The following is an 18,842-nucleotide window of genomic DNA, read 5'->3' as shown; positions in this document are numbered from 1 at the left end:
ATTAACGCTACAGTTGCTATTCCTAATCAATCAAACAAAAACCTTAATTAGGCTGTAAACGGCCTCTTTCGTCATCCAAACCGTTGTTATCATATTTTCTTTTGCGTTTAAACAAGTCTTTCCCAAACCTGTAGGTAAAGGCTAAGCCAAACCGGCGTGTATCAGATGCTGTAGTCTGGGTAAATGCTGCCTGTCTTAAATCTGCAGAGTAGTTATGATACACCCACGAATGAAAAATGTCATCAACATTAAATCTGATGCTTCCTTTGCTGTTTAAAATCTTTAACTGTATAGCCGCATTGGTGCGAAACATGGCATGAGTATAAGCCTGTCCGTTTAAATCACTGCTGATATAATAACCAAAAAGTTCGGCGCTTAATCTTTTGCTGATACTAAACTGGTTTTGTACCCCACCACGCACAACAGAGTTTTTAACATCTAATGTTACGCCGTCTACCTGCCCGTTTAAGCCCATGCGCAATATTTGCATATCTAAATTAAAATACCACCATTTATATGGCGAAAGTGAAGATCCTACATTTAATATGTACATAAAGCCCTTACCAATATTTTGAGGCTTGGTAATAAAAATGTTATCAGTTACTGTAGTAGTTCTAAAAATCACGTCAGTGAAATCATTGTAGCTTAACCCTAACCGCAGGGCCTGCCGGTATTGGTATTTTATTTCATAACGGTATTGATACTGCGGCGTTAAGAGCGGATTGCCAGATGTGTAAGAATACTGATCGCGGATAAATACAAATGGGTTTAATACCTGGTAACTGGGCCGGTTGATGCGGCGGGATATGCTGAAGTTAAATGATTGCCGGCCTACAGTATCCAGTTTATAGTTAATAAACAGGCTTGGGAACAACCGCGTATAATCTTTAGTGAATTCTGTTCCGGCAACTTCGGCATTGCCCAACTGCCGGCCTTCGGCATGGGTATTTTCAGCCCTCAACCCAGCCTGTAGCGCTAAGTATTTCCAGCTTTTTTGTGCGTTGATATAGGCCGCATTAATGTTTTCCGAATATTTGAAGTGATTGGAAAGGCTGTTATCAATTGTAGCATCCTGATTAATGATAGTGTAGTAATCGGCAATATTATCATTGTTAACAAAGCTGGTTTTCACCCCTCCCTCTAATTTTAGTTTATTTTTTAAAGGCATAGCATAATCGGCTTTTGCATTATAAACCTGAATGGAAGATGGTATGTGATAAAAGAACTTCCTGTTACTTATTACCTCCCCGGTTGGTGCGTAGGTATAGTTATCCAGCCATTGCTCATTTTTATCATCATAATTTAAATAGTTGGCATCAATGGTGAGCTCGCGTCCGCTTTTACCGTACTTGTGTGCATAATTTACATTTGTACTCCAGTTGGTGGCTTTGTCTTTTATAAACGTACTTCCTGACCCTATGCTATCCAATACTAAGGGATTAAAGTTTTGATTATAATAGCTGTAATCGCTTGGTTGTGTAGTTCTGTTAAAATTAATCTGAGCCCCGTACGTGGTGTTTTCTGATGCGTTGTAATCCAATCCAATTATGCTGTTTGTGCCAGACATCCGGCTAACGGTATTGTCGTGCAGATTGATTCTGGAGTTTAATTCTGACGTGGGCGTATAAAAATTTCTTTCATAATCATCCCTGGTATAATTCTTTTCTGTATTAAAAGAGAAGTTACCAAAAACGTTTAGTTTTTTATGGTTGTAATTAAGGTTCAAACTGTTGTTGTTTCTGCCGTACTTCCCTTGCGAATAACCTGTTTGAATGCTGCCTGTAAAACCACCCGCCCTATTCTTCTTTAATTTAATATTAATAATGGCATTACCAGAAGCATCATATTTTGCCGGCGGATTATCCATCAGCTCTATCTTGTCTAAAACTCCACCAGGTAATGATTTAAGATAATTGGTAAGGCTTTGGCCAGACATGTAGGTTTGCCGCCCATCAATAAGCACCATTACTCCTGATCTGCCGTTTAAACTAATTTCTCCATTTGCATTAACCGATACACCGGGCGTTTTCTCCAAAACCTCTAAGCTGTTGCTGCTTGCACTGCTAATCATGGATTCTACGTTCACAATCGTCCGGTCAATTTCTGTTTGCATCAATGGCCGTTTTGCACTAATTACCACTTCGGCCAAATTCCTGTTTTTTGCAGGTATTAATATAACTGGTGGCAATGTAATAGCGTTTTTATTTAACTGTATTGCCGGACTTTGGTAGTTGTTTTGGCCTATAGCGCTTACTTTAAAAAAATAAGCACCATTGCTGAGATTATTAAATATAAGCTGGCCATCCATATCAGTGCTTCCTGCTTTAACGGCAACAGAATCACCCACTTTATAAATGCGGACTGTAGCCCCAGGCAAGGCGTTGTTACCAGCATCTTTAATGAGCAGGGTTACAGTGCAGGTAGTTTTCTGGGCTTTACACATAAACCCGCAGGCCATGATAGATAAAATAAGGATAAGGACTTTCATAATACGGTGTGTTGAGGTAGTGAGTATTGTTGAAGCAAATATTAATTTTGAGTACATCTTCCGTAAATAATTATGTTGTACCTTGGCTAAACGGGGTTAAATAGTCGTTTGAGGGTGTTTAAAGCATTCGACATCGTAAAACGGCAGTTCGTAAACAGATAACCGCTATACAGATACTATACTTTATAGCACAGCACCAAGCCGCTAATATTGCATGCTAAAGCAATATGGATATGATAAACATGAAGCCATCATCAAGCACCAGCTTTTTCGGGAAAAACCTGTACTTCTATCTGGCAATAGTTGGTGGTATATTACTGTTTGCTCCAATGGATTCATACGTGGACTCGATATCCATTCAGGAACACGAAGCTGTTGCGATATCAATAAGTATTTTTTTTATACTGGCTGTTTTCGCAGGTCGTTATGTTGTGCAGGTTTGGGCCAATAATCTAACTGCTGCGCCGCGTTCATTTCTTGTAAGCATTGTTACAGTAATGGTAATTTCCGGTATATGGCTTTTTTTTCATGCTCATTTTGATTTTGGCCATCGTACAGGTATCTTGTTTTTTGTGCCGTTAATAATGATTGGTATAGTATCCGGGGCTTTGCTAAAGGTAATGCATGCCGTTACACAGAACCAGTTAAGCGAAGCGCAAAAACAGGCTGCCCATAACAAAAGCGAACTTCACCTGCTGCAATCGCAGTTAAGCCCGCATTTTTTATTCAATACGCTTAACAATATGTATGGCTTGTCTATTACTGACCATCAGAAGGTGCCCCCACTGTTGCTCAAGCTTGCAGAGCTGTTACGCTACTCGGTTTATGATGTTAGCGAGACTTTTGTGCCCCTGGCCAATGAAATGGCCTACATTAAGAATTACATCGAATTTGAGCGGATAAGAATAGGGGATAAGCTGGTATTAACTACAGATCTTGAAGAGATGGTAGATGCGGAGGTACGGATAGCGCCCATGCTGTTTATTGTGTTTTTAGAAAATGCTTTTAAACATTCAAAAAATACTACCAGCGAGCAGATCTTTATCCATATCAGTTTGCGGGTATGGGAAAATTCTATACTGTTCTCTGTTAAAAATACCTACGGCGAAAAAGAAGTCTCTGGTGAATTATTTAATAGTAAGAGTAGTGGGTTTGGGCTTCAGAATGTTACTAAACGGCTGGAATTGCTTTATCCGAATGCACATGAGCTACAGATCACTAAAGATGAAATGTTTTACAAGGTGGCTTTACAAATGAAAATGAAGAATGGATAAGATTAATTGCCTGGTGGTGGACGATGAGCCGATTGCGAGAGACATCCTGGAGAATTATTGTAAACATCTGAATTACCTGCATGTAGTAGCCTGTTGCAGTAATGCATTAGAAGCCAGGGCTATATTGCAAAATCAGCCGGTTGATGTATTGTTCCTGGATATTAATATGCCGGTTATGGATGGTATCTCCTACGCAAAAACCATCCGTAATAAACCTCAAATTATATTTACTACCGCCTACAAAGAATTTGCCGCTGATGCATTTGATTTGGCGGCATGCGATTATTTATTAAAACCATTTTCGTTTGATCGATTTATTATAGCTATAGATAAGGCGCTTGACAGGTTAAAAGCTGCTGCGCCCTTTAATCCTAAAGTTATATCAGAGGAGCGTAAGAAAGAAGATTTTTTATTTATAAAGGCAGATAGTAAGATTTATAAGATCCATTTTGATGAGCTGCTTTATGCCGAGGCGCAAGGTAATTACACCAAAATTGTAACAACCAGCACTGCGTTAATGCCTAAAATGGCTTTTTCCAGCTTTGAAGAAACTTTACCCCAAACACTTTTTTTTCGTACCCATCGCTCATTTATTATTAACAAGTCGAAAATAGACCATATTGAAGGAAACCGCATTTTTATAAAAAACACGGAAATTCCTATTGGAAGTAATTACCGCGAGCAGCTAATGAAGCAACTTGGACTTTAGCATCAGGTTATATGGCATATATGATCAGGAAATAAAAAAGCCGGAACTGCCAACGCATTGCGCCGGATTATCTTAGCTCCCTGATGATCCTTTCATTGACAAAAAATCAGCAGCTATCAATCGCATAATAGTTGTAACATTTGATAATAGCCCGTATCTAACCCGGCAAATTCAGCTTTAAGCTTAAGCATGGCAGATTTCGACCTCATCTATAGAACGTACGCACCGCAGATTTTTAGGGTATGCCTCGGCTATACTAATGATGCCGACCATGCCAAAGACCTGGTGCAGGAAACGTTTATATCAGTATGGAAAAACCTGTCGGATTTTAAAAATCAGGCTCACATCAGTACCTGGATTTTCAGGATAGCTACCAATAAATGTTTGCGGGCATTAGAGGTAGCCAAACGCATGCCTGCCGGAGAAATGCCTTTTAATTTGACCGAAGTACACGAAGAATCGCCGGAAGAAAAACTGAGTTTCTTATACCGCTGTATTGCCGAACTTGACGAAGCCGACCGCATTATTATGTCGCTTGAACTGGAAGGCCTGCCCCAGGCTGATATTGCTGAAATCGTGGGCCTTAGCAAGGTTAACGTACGGGTGAAAATCCACCGCATAAAAGAAAAGCTGGCATTAAAATTTAAAGCACATGGACAATTTAGATGATCTGAAAGCCTTATGGCATACTGCAAAAACAGATGTGCTGCCTTCTTCAAAAGAGATGCTGCAAATCATCTTAAAGTTCCGCAAGCAAAAACTGAGGAGTAAATGGATGATCATCATTGTCTCGTTGCTGCTTAGTGCTGCCTTGGTTTTTATAATGATCCATACACCTTTTAAAATGTTAAGCACCTACATAGGAGGCTCATTAATGGCAGTGTCGGGCTTAATATTGGCAGCAACTAATATCAAATCGTTAAAGCGGTTTTACCAGCTTGACGATTGCAGCAACCTGGAGTTTGTAGCTTTTATAGAGCAAACACGGCAAAACCAGATCTTTTATTACAAGAAGACACAGGTAATCCTGATGTCGCTTAACACGGTAGGCTTGTCACTTTACCTATACGAGTCGCTTAAAGGCGACTTTTTGCCGACTTTAATACTATATGGGGTAACTACAGGTTTCCTGTTTTTTAACTGGTTTTTCCTGCGGCCACGGTCTTACAAAAAGAACGCAGCTAAACTGGCTGCTACTAAACAACATTTTGAAAAAATATCTAATCAATTAAAATAAGATGAAACAGAATAAACCGTCAAAGCCTGTTATGGCTTTATTGATCATTGGTGTACTAATGGTAACCACCACGCCAATAATCAGTAAGCATTTTTTTATGCCCGATAGTGTAAGAGGTTTTATCTACGGCTTAGGCTTAGCCCTTGAAGTTATTGCCATTATAAAATTTCAACAAAGTAAAAAGACAGGTATTTGTAATAAGGATATACTAAGTAATACCGGATCATAACCAATTATATGATCCGGTATGATTCAGCTTTATTTCGCGCCTAAGCCAAGCAATTTATCGGCGTTGCCATGTGCGATCTTTTCCACCTGGTCGGCGGGTAATTGAATGCTGTTCAGGAAATCAATCCCCATTTCATTGGTGCTAAACGGGTAATCTACCGATAGCATAATGTTATCTACCCCGATAGTATCCAATGCTAATTGCAGTGGTGGTTGCGTAAAAAAGCCACTGGTGGTAATGTATAACTGCTGCCGGAAGGTATCAGCCAGTGTACGCTGATTTTCGCCACCTGCTCCGGGCTTAAATGCCCGCTCGGAGCGTACCCACATCATCGGCAGCATTTCGCCCATGTGTCCGATGATGATCTTTAAGTTCGGATACTTGTCAAATATACCAGCCGCTAAAAGTCGTAACACATGTATGGCCGTTTCCGAGTGCCATCCCCAACCCCAGCAGGCAATAGCTTCATAGGGGCCTTGTTTGCCGCCCACATTGCTATAGTAAGCATCCATCACAGATTGTGGCGGTATACCGGGGTGAATATAAATAGGCACGCCCAGCTTTTCGGCTCTTTCAAAAACAGGTGCAAATTTTGGTGCATCCAAAAACTCGCCGTTGATCAGCCCTTTGATCATGGCACCGCGAAAGCCATAAGTTTTAACTGTGCGCTCCAACTCATCTGCGGCGGCTAAAGGCGCTGTCATGGGCAGGTGTGCAAACGCTGCAAACCGCTCAGGGTGATCTTTGATTCTCTCCGCAATCAGGTCGTTATATTTTGCAGCAAATTTTGCAGCTTCATTACCATTAAGCAGGTTTACATCTGTATTCTCTACAGAAAGTACCTGCATGGAAATGCCGTTTTTATCCATTGATGCCAGGCGTTCGCCGGTAATGTCTTCCAGCTTTGTCATCATTTGCAAGGCAGCGCTTGAAGGTTTTCTGTTTTGGATGAGATCAGGCGGCAAAAAAGCCGACATTCCCGGGAAAGATATATGCTCTTCTAGTGTTACTATTCTCATTGTTAGTATTTTAATTAATACAAAATAATTGGCGCAAATGTTGCATAGCAATGGTTAAACGCGGTATTTTCAGTACAATTCGCAGTATTTAGAAACCGTTTTCGCAATCTCCAAACAATATTTAAGAATTGTTTATTTAGGTTTGGGGCTATAATTTTTTAAAGATGAATTGGTACGAGGATGATATAATGCGTTTGGAAAAAGAGCGCCTCGAGTTAACATATAAGCCGGAAACGATATTTTACGGTAGCTCATCTATCAGGATGTGGGCTGGATTGAAAGAGGATTTTCCAGGCTTAAATCCTGCAAATCTGGGCTTCGGTGGTTCTACATTAGCGGCTTGTACCTGGTACTTTGACAGAGTGATGACGGGGTATGAACCACAAAAATTAATATTTTACGCTGGTGATAACGATTTGGGAGACGGGCGCCATCCTGAAGAGGTTTGTATTTTCTTTCAGGAGCTTACACAAAGGGTAACACAGCATTTTGGTGCTTTGCCATGCTACTTTATTTCGTTAAAGCCAAGTATCAGCCGCTGGCACCTGGTTGAGCAGTTTAAATATGCCAACGAACTGATCTCAAAAGAAATTAAAGACAAGCACCCTAACTGGCAATGGATAGATATTTTCAGTAAAATGCTGAATGCAGACGGACAGCCTAATAAAGAATATTACGCAGAAGATGGTTTGCACATGACGCGAAAAGGTTATTTAGTGTGGAAGGCTGCCATAGAGGAAGCGGTGGCGCACAGTTAACTATTTTTTGACCGGTATTTAATATGTAAAAGGGATATTTCTCAAAATTATAGCCAGGCATGAACAGGGAATATCATCGGTGGTATAGTGCACATCTCGAAAGGGATATGGAACTGTTGATATTTGGCCATGGCGGCAGGGCGGTGCTGTTTTTCCCTCCGCGTATGGGGCGGTTTTATGATTACGAGAACTGGGGAATAATTGAGGGCATTGCCGATCGCATCAATAACGGTGAACTGCAACTGTTTTGTGTGGATAGTATAGATGCCGAAACTTTTTATAACGAGCAATCGAGCCCTGAAGAAAAGATAAACCGTCATTTGCAATACGAGCGCTACATTGTTAATGAAGTATTGCCATTTATACGTACTAAAAACCCGGATGGTGATCTTGAGTCTGCCGGATGCAGCCTGGGTGCATATCATGCAGCAAACATAGCCTTAAAGTATCCGGATTATTTTAAGAGGCTGGTATGCCTCAGTGGCAGGTATGACCTTACCCGATCGGTGCTATATTTCCGCGATCTATTTGATGGCTTCCATAATGAAGATATCTACTTTAATATGCCGCGGCAGTTTATGGCCAACATGGAAAACGGCTGGCATTTAGATCATATCAGGCAAATGCAGATTCTAATTGCCATTGGCGAAACTGATCCTTTTAAGCAGGACAATTGTGAGTTTAGTGAGTTGTTAAACGCTAAAGGAATTCAGCATGAATTTTACACCTGGAATGGTTACGCACACAACCCACGCAACTGGAGAAAAATGACCCAATTGTATTTGTGAGATAATAAGTCACTAAGCACATAAGGCGCTCAAAGGCGCCTTATGTGTTATGAAATAGGTAGAGGTTTAGCGTATCTTTTTGGGTGCCGCCTTAAGGGTTTCTTTTTCTTTCTTCTGCCTAACCATATCATAAAGCCGGTTACCGGTAATGATGCCGCAATAAGCGCAGTCAAAAAGTAAATGACTTTGCCGCCAATGCCAACCAGCTGAAAGCGACCCGTATGCAGGTTGTAGTTGCTGGCTGCAATACGATCATACCCATTATAGTTTTTATAAAGATCTGCCCTTACAATGTTGCCGGTATAGGGATCAAAGTAAACCGAGTTTTGCTGCCTTACTATGGTATAAGGGTAGCGCATTTGTATGCGTATGGCATCGGTTTTTGATGCTGCCGGAGTTATAAATGTTTCTATAGCGCCCGGATAGTTTGAAACCATATAGTTATAGGCTTTATCCGTGTTAAAAGTCTTTTTATCACCCTGGGCTATCTTTACCTTTTCTTTCTTAGGCGCGCGGTTACCGGTAATAAATGCCGCTGTGCTTTTAACTGAATCATACACAAAAAACATCCCGGTAAGTGAAACTAATACCAGTACAAGCATAGCGTAAAAACCTAACACGCTATGCAGATCCCAGTTAAGGCGTTTCCAGTTTTTGATTTTAAAGTTGATGGTAAGGGCTTGTTTAAAAAATCTTTTCTGCTTAGGCCACCACAGCACTAAGCCGCTCACACACATGATAAAAAATATCAGCACGTTAACCTTAACAATGGTACCGCCAACTTCGCCTAGTAAAAGATGCGTATGCAGCGAAAGTACTACGGTAAAAAAGTCTTTTTTGAGGTTCAGTACTCCGTTGATCTTTGACGTATAAGGATCAACACTTACCGCCATTTCCTTTTTGCTGTAAAATATAATGGCGGCATCTTTTGTCTCTTTAAAACGGATGCTGCTTACTTTAAACTTAGGATAATGCGCCTTTACGCTGTCCTGCATTTGCTTAAACGGAAGGCGTGCGTAACTTACTTCTTTTACATGATAAAAATCATGCTGAAATAACTCACGGCCTTCTTCTTCAAAAGAGAGTATGGCGGCGGCTATGGCTACTACAAAAACAACCAAACCACTGGCTAAGCCAAGTATCAGGTGTATCTGCCTGATGGCGCTTTTTAAAGTTGTTTTTTGTCTGCTCATAGCCGGGTTAATTTTAAAATCTTACGGTTAAATTAAGTGTACCACGCGTTGGGTTTTGAGGTGCCAGGCGGAACGACCAGTACTTTTCGTTGGTCAGGTTGTCAACCTTTATACCTATGCGATATTTGGGTTTGTCGTAAAATACGGTAGCATCAACGGTAGTATATGACGGGATAACAAACTTAAAGCTGGCTGTATTAGTCTGGTACGACTGGCTGCCGTAGTTGCCGCCAATACCTGCACCCAATCCTTGTACCTTGCCACTTGGAATGCGGTAGCTCATCCATAAGTTTGCCAGGCGTTCCGGTCCCGCAGCAGCGGGGCGTAAACCTAATATGCTGTTAGCGCCGGGTGCCGCCTTGGTTATTTTGCTATCGTTGTAGGCAAAGCCTGCAACAATGTTAAAGCCTGTAAACGGATTAGCTATTAACTCGGCTTCTAAACCTTTACTTAGCTGTGTACCAGCCTGGGTAGAAAAGCCCGGATGTGCCGGATCATCCATAGTAGTATTGGTTACCGATATATCATAGTAGCTGATGGTTGAACTGATCTTATGATCCCAGATATCAACCTTAACGCCGCCTTCCCATTGATTAGCGTATTGCGGTTTAAAAGGCGTATTGTCAAAGCTGGTGGCAGTGACATTGTTAAAGCCGTTCATATAATTGCCAAACAGCGAAACCTGGTTGCGTACTACCTGGTAAACTAAGCCTAACTTTGGAGACCATGCCGTTTGCGAAAAGTTACCAGTGGTTTTACCATCGGCAGGGGTGTAGGCACCTTTGTTTACAAAGCGGTCTATCCGGATACTTGCCATTGCATTTAAGCGCTCGGTAATGTTGAACACATCTGATACGTATGCCGCATAAGAGCTTTGATTATTTTGCACATAGTCGCCTGTTTTTGGCGCTGCGGCCTGAACAAGTGCATTGATCTTGTCGGCTGTAAAGTTGTTGTAAGCCGCTCCCGGATCAAGGTAACTGATGGCAGGCATAGTTACCGTTACGTTTGTATTGTTGCTTTTCTGGTTATAATATTCAACACCGGTAACAATACGGTTGCGGAACTGCCCGATCTTAAAATCGCCGATGAAGTTTTGCTGAACGTTGGCGATATAGTAAGGATAGTCTTCTTTGGTAGCCTGTTGCTTAATTTTTTTGGTACTGTCAACAAGGGTAAAAGCAGTTACCATGCCTTTGGTGGTCGAATACGTTTTATTGAAAACAGTTTGTGATTTCCAGTGATCAGAGATCTTGTAGTTCACCAATGCGTAAAGGTCAAACTGTCTGCTCAGGTAATCAATGCTGTTGTTCATAAACGAGCGTTTGTAATCTAAGCCCAGGTCTTTTACATTATGAATTTTCCCTTTAGTATCTGGTGCAAGGCGGTAAGCCGATGTTGCGTTTGAGTTACCGATCTCGGCATCAATATCAACAGACAGGCGGTCGTTCACGATATAGGTTAGGCTTGGCGCAACAAAAAAGCCACGGTTAAAACCAGCATCCTGGAAGCTATGCTCATTATGCAAAGCAGCATTAACGCGGAAAAGTACACTTTTATCGCTTTTCAGAGGTACGTTTACATCGGCGGTAAGCCTGTTCAGGTCAAAGCTGCCGGTGCTGTAAGAGATCTCTGTGCGCGCTTTATCAAAAGGCTGCTTGGTAACCCGGTTAAACAAGCCGCCGAAAGAAGCAAGGCTACTGTTAAACAAAGTACCTGTAGGGCCTTTTATAGCTTCGATCTTTTCGATATCGGCAGGATCAATGGCATTGAAATTATAACCGGCAACACTGTTGCGGATAAAGTTTCCGGTGGTAAAACCACGCGACAACATACTTGTACGGCCATTATTATACACAAGCGGTACGCCGGTACCCGGTATGTTCTTGTAAGCATCGGCATAATTAACAACTACCTGCTCTTTCATCAGTTCGCTGGTTACTACGCTGTATACTTGTGGATTTTCCAGGTTTTTAAGCGGAAGTCGTGCCACATCCTCTGTTTCCTTTTTCAGAAATTTGTTAGTTTTAGCGCCTTGCACATAAACCTCTTGTAGTTGCTTCCGGTCTTCGGTTAAAACAAAGTCTAAAGTGATGGTCTCTTTTTGCGAAATAGTTACCTGACGGGTTTGTGTTTGCAGGCCTACAAAGCTTGCAGTTACTGTATAAGTACCCGGGGCAATGTTCCTGATGGTGTAATGCCCGTTCTGACCGGCAGCAGCGCCCTGGTTGGTTTCTTTAATGGTGATGTTTACAAACTCGGCGGGCTTACCGTCAGATGTTTTTACGGTACCCTTTATCGTACCACCTTTGGCATCGTCATCGGCAAATGCGTTTGAGGTAAAAAATGTAAGCGTTAAAAAGAATGTAAAAAGTTTAATAAGCCTGATGTTTAATTTTTTTTGTGAAGTTTTAGCAGGCTTCGGGAGCCCGATAACTGTGAAAAACATACTTTTGTTTCAATGAATGGTTGAAGGATCGTTTATTAAAACCCGGTGCAAAGTTTAGCGACATTCACCGGGAATTTTTTGCAAAGTTATTTTTATTTAGAATAAGTCCAAATAAAATAGATAGATTATGTCACTCAGAAATAATTCACAGCAGTTTTAAACTATAATTAAAATACCCGATCAAATAAGTTAAAATAGACGGGTGATTATGGTATGAAAGATTTCTACTACATTTTGGGAACAAGGAATAACTGTACTGCAAATGAACTGAACGAAGCATACTATAAGCTTGCGGGCAGGTTCAACGCAAACGACGATTACTTTTTGCAAAGCCATTTTCAGGAGATCAGCGAAGCATACGAAATTTTAAGCGACCCGGTAAAGCGCCGCCGTTATGATGCTGCCCTGAAACGGAGCCAGAAAAGGCAATTATTATTTTTCAGAACGCGGCATTTAAATTTACTAACCACTATTGCGCTGGTAGGGTTTACCGGCCTGTTTGGTTTTTATGTATTAAAGCAAATCAATCAGCATAAGGAGACCCCGGTACAAATTATACAGCCCATTACTTCAACTGCTACTCCACATAAAAAATTTAAGCATCGTAAAAAGAAACATGGGATGGCCATAATGCCGGCAAATCAAAAGCCGGTTCAAAATGTAATCAGCAAACCAGCAGTTGCGCTTCAGGTACCTGTACAGAAAGCAATAGCGGCGGTGCAAAATACAACGCCAGCACCAACTGCTATTAAGCCGGTTATTGTACAGGCGGTTCATAAACCACAGCCCGATACCACTTACATTACACATTTAAAGTCGAGTTTGGCAGGTGATGTTTATCTGCATGAAACAGCCGATTATATGTCGGCAGTGGTAGCTACCTTACCTGCTCAAGCCAAAGTAAGGGTACTGACAAAAGGAATTACATTTTATAAAGTTGCGTATAACAGCCAGACTGGTTATTTACCAAAGTGGACTTTAACCACGCCTTAATTAAAACGGGCGGAAATTTGGCCTACTGGTCAACGGTGAAAACGACCACGGTATTGAGCTGAGGATAATAACAAGGCTTATGGTAAACCATACGGCCATAATCCTGAACTTTTCTTTATCATCCGTTGCACGCTTGGCTTTAGCGGAACCTAATGTGATAATAATTATGGCCGTCAGCATCATGGTTACATGCTCCATCCCGAAGAACCTGATCTGCCTCTGATGTACAGCACTCGAAAAATTATGCAGAAAATAGGATACTACCGGGCTAATGAAATATAACCATATGCCTAAAACAAGTTGAATATGCGCAATAGTAGCGGTGACAACCCTTGTGCGATTGTCTGACAGGGTGAACGGTTTATTGCCAAGCCATCCGCGGTAAGCGCGCCAGATAGTAAATAACAGGCTAATTAAAACAAACCAGCGTACAAGTGAGTGAAAGGCTAATAAAATGGAATACATATTTTTATTGACGAATATCTTTAAAAAACATTTTAAGCTATTTGAAACATAATTGATCTAAGCTACTTTAGATAATTTTTTGCGTGTGGCAACCTGCACAGTGTAGCAGCCGTGTTATAATAAACAACTTAAATATAAGCTCATCAAGTTAATCTGTATTATGAAAAAATTTAGCTATGCCTTGCTGGCAACATTAATTACGGTATCAACCGCCTTTGCCTACTTTGCAGGGGCATGGAAAGTTAAGGGGGATGATTATGAAGTTAGGTTTGTAGGGGGTAATATCAAAGGGACAATTAAAGGTTTGAAAACTGACATCGTGTTTGATAAAGATCATCCGGAACAGGCCAAATTATCAGCCTCTATTGATGCTACTACCCTGGCTACAGGTTTCTTTATCAAAACAAATCACGCTAAGGATGCTCTGGGCGCTGACGAAAACCCGCTCATTAAGTTTGTATCTACATCAGTTACTAAAAGCGGTAATGGCTATATAGCCACTGGCAAGCTTACTTTAAGAGGCACTACAAAACCAGCAGCAATCCATTTTACGTTTGATGATAAAGGCAACGATGGTGTGTTCAAAGGCGAACTGAAAGTAATTCCGAAAGATTTTAACATTACAAGGATGGGTACCCCTGATGAGGTAATGGTATACCTGAATGTTCCGGTCACCAAAGCATAAATTACAGATAAAGGCAGCTTAACAGTTGCCTTTCTTATTTGAAAATAACCAGTAATACCTGCAAAACGATGTTGGAGTAAACGCCTGCCAGTATATCATCCATCATTACACCTGTACCTGCTGGCAGGTTTTCCATTTTACGGATATATAATGGTTTTACCATATCAAAAAAGCGGAACAGTACGAAGCCGCCAATAAGTGCATAAGTATTGGGGTGGATAAACAACAAAGTGACCAGCATGCCACCCACTTCGTCAATTACTACGCGGTAGCTGTCTTTCCCCCAAAAAGGCTCAACCTGGTTACCAACGTATATACCTATAGCATTAATGATTATTGTTATTGCTAAAAACAGCCAGATGTTTTGTCCGGCAGTCACCTGCCAAAAAAAATAAACCAGCACACAGGTTATTGCGGCAGCAATGGTACCGCCGCCTTTTATGTAGCCTACACCAAACCATGATGCTATCAGTTTATTCATATCCGGCAAATATCTGCTTAATTAAGGTTGGTATTAAGTCAAAAACATAAAAATTTTATAAAGCTAATAGCTGCTTTAATATATTTGACTGTTCACCAATTCACAGAACACCATGTCTCCATTGATAAAAATACAAGAATTGCTATTGTCAGATCCGCAATTAACTGTAATTGTTGATGCACGCGGAGGCGCCGATGCTTACGAGCGTTACCTGCAAGGACATATACAGGATGCCGTGTTTGCCGATCTTGATAAAGACCTGGCAGCCAAAGTTCAGGATGCATCACAGGGTGGGCGCCATCCTTTGCCATCAACCGCTGATTTTGCAGCCTTGTTAACAAGGTTAGGTATTACGCAGCAAACGCATGTAATTGTGTATGACGATAAAGCCGGGGCCAATAGTGCAGCACGATTGTGGTGGATGCTGAAATCAGTTGGGCATGAGGTTGTACAGGTACTTGATGGTGGTTTACAGGCAGCCATTGATTTTGGCGTAACATTAAGTACTGATGCTGTTACCCCGAAACAGGTGGATGCTTACCCTGTTCCTGCCGCGTTTACGGGTACAGTTGATATTGAAGATGTAACTAAGGCAGCGCATGATCCTTCGCGGTTAGTAATTGACGTACGTGAAAACGCGCGTTACCTTGGCCGTACAGAACCGCTGGACTTAATAGCCGGGCATATACCAGGCGCAGTTAACGTACCTTATGCATCAAACCTGGAGAAAAATAATACTTACCGTTCTGCAGATGCATTGAAAACGGCTTATGAAGAAATTTTTGGCAATGTAAAACCCGAAGATGTAATTGTACATTGTGGCTCGGGCGTAACGGCTTGCCATACTTTGCTGGCATTAGAGCAGGCGGGTATCAAGGGCGCCAAATTATATGTAGGCTCATGGAGCGAATGGTCGAGGCGGGATTTGCCAATAGGTAAAGAAGAAAGATATTGAATTAAGGGAGCCACTGGCTCCTTTCTTATTTAAAAAGCCGGCCTTCGTTTAAAAAGACCGGCCCAGTTTAAAGTACAAAGGGCCCAGAAAACCTTTAGGAGCGTTTTGTTTATTTTTTGTCCCGGAGGAAAGTGTAAAGGTAATGCAGGCTTTTTTCTGTAGCTAATAGAATAGACCAAAGCCTGATATGTGTAGACGAAAGCTGTAACAGCTTCACCCCATCGTAAAGATTTAGTAACATATTTGTATGTTCTTTAAGCGCAAGCGCATAAACGCTATTATTGCTTTAGTTATAAATTGTTAAATAGCTTGTTGCAGCCATATTGTTTGCTGACATTTAGCCGTTAATTAAGCGTTATAATATTAAAACTTTTGAAAAGATTTTTTTACCTGCTGATTCTTTTGCTGTCTGCACACTTGTCTGGTTTTGCCCAGCGCGACAGCGTAAGCCTGAATGCCATTATCGAAAAGGCCGTTAAAACTAATGACGGACACCCCATTGAAAAAGTTTATCTGCATTTTGATAAGCCGTATTATGCCGTGGGCGACACCATTTGGTTTAAGGCTTATTTAACCCTGGATATCCACCAGCCTTCGGGGCTTAGCAGGGTGTTGAATGTGGAAATGATCAATGCCCGCGATTCTGTAGTGGAAACACAGAAAATACCTATCAACAATGCGGTGGGTTATGGCAACATCACACTCAATAGTACAAATTACAGCCAGGGTAATTATCGTGTGAGGGCTTACACCACCTGGATGCTGAACTTTAAACAGAATTATGCTTTTGAAAAGGTAATTACCATCGGCAGCGGATTAAATAAAGAGATCAATACAAACATCCAGTTCTCTGGCGATGCAAGCGATAAAGCAGCAAAGCTGAATGCGCGTGTATTATACCGCAACACCGATGGTACAGTGCTCGCCAATAAGCGTGTTGACTGGCGGGTGGAGACCAACGGCGACGTAATGGACAAGGGTAAAGGCACAACCGATGCCCAGGGATATATTAACATCCCGGTTAACGGTGGTAAAATTGAAAGTTATAAAGGCACCTCGCTGGTTACGGGCATTGAGGTAGCCGATAAAAAAACGATCAACAAAGCATTTACATTAAAGAATGCGTTTAATGGCTGCGACATCGGCTTCTTCCCAGAAGGCGGCGCATTGCTTACCGATGTACCTACCGTAATTGGTTTTAAAGCTATACAAAGCAACGGCTTGGGTATTGATGTAAAGGGAACAATTGTTGATAGTGAAAATAAAGAGGTCGGGACTTTCTCATCACAGCATTTGGGTATGGGTAAATTTACCTTCGTACCTAAGCCTAATACGGGTTACCATGCGGTAGTGGAGTTTGCTAATGGTACAAAAGGTACATTCAGGTTGCCGCGCATATTGGCAAACGGCGTTTCACTATCGCTTGATAACAGTAACGCACATTCGTTGATTGTTAAGGTATCTGCCACGCCGACCTTCTTCGAACGTAATAAAAACAAGACCTTTTATATTGTTGCCAAAAGCGGAGGCTTCATCGCCTTCGCAGGGCAAACGGTGTTAAATACACAGTTATATTCGGCTACCATCCCGAAAAGTAAATTTAAAACCGGCGTTGTAGCGGTTACATTAATGGCCAATACCGGCGAAGCATTAAGCGAGCGTTTGGTGTTCATTAACCGTGATGACGAAGCGCTTAATCTTTCTTTAAGCACCGATAAGCCTGCCTATGGTATCAAACAAAAGGTGCAGCTTAAAGTAGCAGCAAAGCTTAATCAGCAGCCAGTTACTGCGGGCAGTTTCTCGGTATCGGTAATTGATGCTACCAAAGTGCCATATAACGAGGATGCGCAGACTACCATACTCAGTCATTTACTGCTTACCAGTGATGTTACCGGATATGTGGAGCAGCCAAACTATTACTTCAATAAACCGGATGCAAAAAAGGCTGACGATCTTGATGTGTTGATGCTTACCCAGGGTTTCCGACAGTTTAGCATGGGTGAGATCACATCCAACAAAATACCACAGGTGCAGGTACTGCCAGACCAGGGTATCAGCCTGTCTGGAAACTTGCGTAAACTTAATGGCACGCCAGTGTTTAAAGGTGCAGTTAGGCTGATCATCCCGGATAAAAACTTCTCTACCGAAACCACTACTGATGCCGACGGTAACTTCGTTTTCAAGAATGTGGTATTTAATGATTCGTCAAAAGTGACCATCAGCGCACGCAACAATGTCGACTCGAAAAACATGAAGATTACTATGAACGGTGAACCTTACCCAACCATAGGCAAATCTTTAAACGCGCCCGACGAGTTGATGAATATCGACAGCACCCTGAATAACTATGTTAAAAACAGCGAAAAGCAGTACCAGTTTAACAAAGTGCTGAAAGAGGTAGTGATTAAGGCCGTAGTAAGCAGAAAGGTTACCCACAAGGATTATTCTGCCTTAACCGGTCTGAACCCTGTGGCAGACCATGAGGTTGACGGCGAACGATTAAAGGGCTGTAATAACGTGATCAACTGTTTACAGTCGATGCTGTTAGGGGTTACCTATGATGGCGGAAACTTTTATATTACCCGCAGTTACAACTCAGGCACGCGTACACCAATGCAGATCTATGTTAAAGGCTTGCAGGTTGATGTGAACTACCTTAATTCGTTAGATCCAAATAAGATTGCTTCCGTAGAGACTTTCTTTAGCGATGGTTTAAGTGGTATTAACCGGATGAGCAATACACTGGGTGTGATCTCTGTGAACTTAAAAGAAGAACCTAAAGGTACCAAGGTAAGCATGGACGATCTGAAGCAAATGTTCCCTGATCCGAACATCATTACTTTTTCGCCTAAAGGCTACGCACAGATCAGGCAGTTTTACTCGCCAAAATATGATGTGCCCAAAAGCCTGCAACAGGGCGATTACCGCACCACCATTTACTGGAACCCGGCAGTTACGCCAGATAATTTAGGCAATGCTTTGCTGCAATTTTACAATGCCGATGGCAAAGGTACTTACAAGGCAATTATCGAGGGTATAGATAAAGATGGCAATATTGGCCGTGGTGTTTACAACTATACAGTACGCTAAGATTTAAACCATATTAAACAAGAAAAGGG

Annotated in this window: 17 protein-coding genes; 11 read left to right on the top strand and 6 right to left on the bottom strand. The window is 41.6% G+C overall.

The window, feature by feature from the left end:
- Positions 1–43: 43 nt before the first annotated feature.
- Complete coding sequence (locus tag PQ461_RS18235; RefSeq protein WP_274206967.1) at positions 44–2,488, bottom strand: TonB-dependent receptor; 2,445 nt, start codon at positions 2,486–2,488, stop codon at positions 44–46.
- Positions 2,489–2,730: 242 nt separating this feature from the next.
- Between PQ461_RS18235 and PQ461_RS18230 the strand changes: the two genes are divergently transcribed.
- From PQ461_RS18230 to PQ461_RS18210, 5 genes are all read left to right on the top strand, one after another.
- Complete coding sequence (locus tag PQ461_RS18230) at positions 2,731–3,762, top strand: sensor histidine kinase (protein ID WP_274206966.1); 1,032 nt, start codon at positions 2,731–2,733, stop codon at positions 3,760–3,762.
- A complete protein-coding gene (locus PQ461_RS18225; protein ID WP_274206965.1) occupies positions 3,755–4,471 on the top strand; it encodes a LytR/AlgR family response regulator transcription factor in 717 nt (238 codons plus the stop codon). Before PQ461_RS18230 ends, PQ461_RS18225 begins: the two co-directional genes overlap by 8 nt.
- Before the next feature lie 189 nt (positions 4,472–4,660).
- A complete protein-coding gene (locus PQ461_RS18220; protein ID WP_274206964.1) occupies positions 4,661–5,140 on the top strand; it encodes an RNA polymerase sigma factor in 480 nt (159 codons plus the stop codon).
- Complete coding sequence (locus tag PQ461_RS18215) at positions 5,124–5,708, top strand: hypothetical protein (RefSeq protein WP_274206963.1); 585 nt, start codon at positions 5,124–5,126, stop codon at positions 5,706–5,708. The genes PQ461_RS18220 and PQ461_RS18215 overlap by 17 nt, the downstream gene beginning before the upstream one ends.
- A 1-nt stretch (position 5,709) precedes the next feature.
- Positions 5,710–5,937, top strand: a complete 228-nt coding sequence (locus PQ461_RS18210) for a hypothetical protein (protein ID WP_274206962.1) — start codon at positions 5,710–5,712, stop codon at positions 5,935–5,937.
- Between the two features lie 29 nt (positions 5,938–5,966).
- On the opposite strand, the gene PQ461_RS18205 is transcribed toward PQ461_RS18210, so the two are convergent.
- Positions 5,967–6,956, bottom strand: coding sequence for an amidohydrolase family protein (locus tag PQ461_RS18205; protein WP_274206961.1), 990 nt, complete (start codon positions 6,954–6,956; stop codon positions 5,967–5,969).
- Positions 6,957–7,120: 164 nt separating this feature from the next.
- Here PQ461_RS18205 and PQ461_RS18200 point away from each other — a divergent pair, with 164 nt between their 5' ends.
- Together PQ461_RS18200 and PQ461_RS18195 are read left to right on the top strand one after the other, a co-directional pair.
- A complete protein-coding gene (locus PQ461_RS18200) occupies positions 7,121–7,714 on the top strand; it encodes an SGNH/GDSL hydrolase family protein (RefSeq protein WP_274206960.1) in 594 nt (197 codons plus the stop codon).
- A gap of 107 nt (positions 7,715–7,821) precedes the next feature.
- Positions 7,822–8,502 (top strand): esterase family protein, encoded by a 681-nt coding sequence (locus PQ461_RS18195; RefSeq protein ID WP_274206959.1) that lies wholly within the window; start codon positions 7,822–7,824, stop codon positions 8,500–8,502.
- Between the two features lie 47 nt (positions 8,503–8,549).
- On the opposite strand, the gene PQ461_RS18190 is transcribed toward PQ461_RS18195, so the two are convergent.
- Together PQ461_RS18190 and PQ461_RS18185 are read right to left on the bottom strand one after the other, a co-directional pair.
- Positions 8,550–9,695 carry a PepSY-associated TM helix domain-containing protein gene (locus PQ461_RS18190; RefSeq protein WP_274206958.1) on the bottom strand — a complete coding sequence of 382 codons (1,146 nt, stop codon included), beginning with the start codon at positions 9,693–9,695 and terminating at the stop codon, positions 8,550–8,552.
- Positions 9,696–9,708: 13 nt separating this feature from the next.
- On the bottom strand, positions 9,709–12,144 hold the full coding sequence (locus tag PQ461_RS18185; RefSeq protein ID WP_274206957.1) for a TonB-dependent receptor: 2,436 nt from the start codon (positions 12,142–12,144) through the stop codon (positions 9,709–9,711).
- A 213-nt stretch (positions 12,145–12,357) separates the two neighbouring features.
- Between PQ461_RS18185 and PQ461_RS18180 the strand changes: the two genes are divergently transcribed.
- The gene (locus PQ461_RS18180) at positions 12,358–13,137 is read left to right on the top strand and encodes a DnaJ domain-containing protein (RefSeq protein WP_274206956.1); all 780 of its coding nucleotides are present in this window, start codon (positions 12,358–12,360) and stop codon (positions 13,135–13,137) included.
- Here the strand turns inward: PQ461_RS18180 and PQ461_RS18175 are convergent, their stop codons facing one another.
- Positions 13,138–13,602: a hypothetical protein gene (locus PQ461_RS18175; RefSeq protein ID WP_274206955.1), complete on the bottom strand. Its 465-nt coding sequence runs from the start codon at positions 13,600–13,602 to the stop codon at positions 13,138–13,140.
- 160 nt (positions 13,603–13,762) lie between these two features.
- Here PQ461_RS18175 and PQ461_RS18170 point away from each other — a divergent pair, with 160 nt between their 5' ends.
- Positions 13,763–14,287, top strand: coding sequence for a YceI family protein (locus PQ461_RS18170; protein WP_274206954.1), 525 nt, complete (start codon positions 13,763–13,765; stop codon positions 14,285–14,287).
- Positions 14,288–14,321: 34 nt separating this feature from the next.
- Here PQ461_RS18170 and PQ461_RS18165 read toward each other — a convergent pair whose 3' ends face one another.
- The gene (locus PQ461_RS18165) at positions 14,322–14,768 is read right to left on the bottom strand and encodes a phosphatidylglycerophosphatase A family protein (protein WP_274206953.1); all 447 of its coding nucleotides are present in this window, start codon (positions 14,766–14,768) and stop codon (positions 14,322–14,324) included.
- 112 nt (positions 14,769–14,880) lie between these two features.
- Here PQ461_RS18165 and PQ461_RS18160 point away from each other — a divergent pair, with 112 nt between their 5' ends.
- Together PQ461_RS18160 and PQ461_RS18155 are read left to right on the top strand one after the other, a co-directional pair.
- Positions 14,881–15,723 carry a sulfurtransferase gene (locus PQ461_RS18160; RefSeq protein WP_274206952.1) on the top strand — a complete coding sequence of 281 codons (843 nt, stop codon included), beginning with the start codon at positions 14,881–14,883 and terminating at the stop codon, positions 15,721–15,723.
- A 372-nt stretch (positions 15,724–16,095) separates the two neighbouring features.
- Positions 16,096–18,813 carry a carboxypeptidase-like regulatory domain-containing protein gene (locus PQ461_RS18155; RefSeq protein ID WP_274206951.1) on the top strand — a complete coding sequence of 906 codons (2,718 nt, stop codon included), beginning with the start codon at positions 16,096–16,098 and terminating at the stop codon, positions 18,811–18,813.
- Positions 18,814–18,842 lie beyond the last annotated feature (29 nt).

Source organism: Mucilaginibacter sp. KACC 22063, assembly GCF_028736115.1.
Classification (GTDB): domain Bacteria; phylum Bacteroidota; class Bacteroidia; order Sphingobacteriales; family Sphingobacteriaceae; genus Mucilaginibacter.
Note: the sequence above shows the minus strand (reverse complement) of the source record. Positions and strands in the feature narration are given on the sequence as shown.

Excerpts from the sequence above, each read along its gene's own strand:
- PQ461_RS18235 (WP_274206967.1), bottom strand. The coding sequence starts at position 2,488 with ATGAAAGTCCTTATCCTTATTTTATCTATCATGGCCTGCGGGTTTATG.
- PQ461_RS18230 (WP_274206966.1), top strand. The coding sequence starts at position 2,731 with ATGAAGCCATCATCAAGCACCAGCTTTTTCGGGAAAAACCTGTACTTC.
- PQ461_RS18225 (WP_274206965.1), top strand. The coding sequence starts at position 3,755 with ATGGATAAGATTAATTGCCTGGTGGTGGACGATGAGCCGATTGCGAGA.
- PQ461_RS18220 (WP_274206964.1), top strand. The coding sequence starts at position 4,661 with ATGGCAGATTTCGACCTCATCTATAGAACGTACGCACCGCAGATTTTT.
- PQ461_RS18215 (WP_274206963.1), top strand. The coding sequence starts at position 5,124 with ATGGACAATTTAGATGATCTGAAAGCCTTATGGCATACTGCAAAAACA.
- PQ461_RS18210 (WP_274206962.1), top strand. The coding sequence starts at position 5,710 with ATGAAACAGAATAAACCGTCAAAGCCTGTTATGGCTTTATTGATCATT.
- PQ461_RS18205 (WP_274206961.1), bottom strand. The coding sequence starts at position 6,956 with ATGAGAATAGTAACACTAGAAGAGCATATATCTTTCCCGGGAATGTCG.
- PQ461_RS18200 (WP_274206960.1), top strand. The coding sequence starts at position 7,121 with ATGAATTGGTACGAGGATGATATAATGCGTTTGGAAAAAGAGCGCCTC.
- PQ461_RS18195 (WP_274206959.1), top strand. The coding sequence starts at position 7,822 with ATGGAACTGTTGATATTTGGCCATGGCGGCAGGGCGGTGCTGTTTTTC.
- PQ461_RS18190 (WP_274206958.1), bottom strand. The coding sequence starts at position 9,695 with ATGAGCAGACAAAAAACAACTTTAAAAAGCGCCATCAGGCAGATACAC.
- PQ461_RS18185 (WP_274206957.1), bottom strand. The coding sequence starts at position 12,144 with ATGTTTTTCACAGTTATCGGGCTCCCGAAGCCTGCTAAAACTTCACAA.
- PQ461_RS18180 (WP_274206956.1), top strand. The coding sequence starts at position 12,358 with ATGAAAGATTTCTACTACATTTTGGGAACAAGGAATAACTGTACTGCA.
- PQ461_RS18175 (WP_274206955.1), bottom strand. The coding sequence starts at position 13,602 with ATGTATTCCATTTTATTAGCCTTTCACTCACTTGTACGCTGGTTTGTT.
- PQ461_RS18170 (WP_274206954.1), top strand. The coding sequence starts at position 13,763 with ATGAAAAAATTTAGCTATGCCTTGCTGGCAACATTAATTACGGTATCA.
- PQ461_RS18165 (WP_274206953.1), bottom strand. The coding sequence starts at position 14,768 with ATGAATAAACTGATAGCATCATGGTTTGGTGTAGGCTACATAAAAGGC.
- PQ461_RS18160 (WP_274206952.1), top strand. The coding sequence starts at position 14,881 with ATGTCTCCATTGATAAAAATACAAGAATTGCTATTGTCAGATCCGCAA.